Source organism: Pseudomonas brassicacearum (genome assembly GCF_003732265.1).
GTDB classification, from domain to species: Bacteria; Pseudomonadota; Gammaproteobacteria; order Pseudomonadales; family Pseudomonadaceae; genus Aquipseudomonas; species Aquipseudomonas brassicacearum_D.
On the sequence record NZ_MOBK01000402.1, the window covers coordinates 1 to 267 of the forward strand.

A 267-nucleotide genomic window follows, 5' to 3' on the forward strand; every position below is an offset into this window, starting at 1 on the left:
ACCATTTGCACCACAAATTTTTTGCCGCGTTCGAGCAAGGCTTCAGGCGCATCCTCGTGGCGCATGTCGAGCCAGGCCGGCGTGCTGTGACGGCGACCGCGCGGGTCGTGGCCCATGTTCGGCGCACCGCCAAAACCGGCGAGGCGGCCGCGGGTCACGGTGGAGGAATGACCGTCGCCATCGACTTGCAGGGTCGCGCCGATGAACAGGTCCACCGCGTATTGCCCCGCCAGATGGCAGAACATCCGGTTGGAGCGCAGCGAGCCG

Annotated in this window: 1 protein-coding gene; it reads right to left on the bottom strand. The window is 66.3% G+C overall.

Translation table 11 applies throughout. The features are described 5' to 3' along the window. The coding region (locus BK660_RS31935) for a malonate decarboxylase subunit alpha (RefSeq protein ID WP_185045358.1) at positions 1-267 on the bottom strand (267 nt) is incomplete at both ends.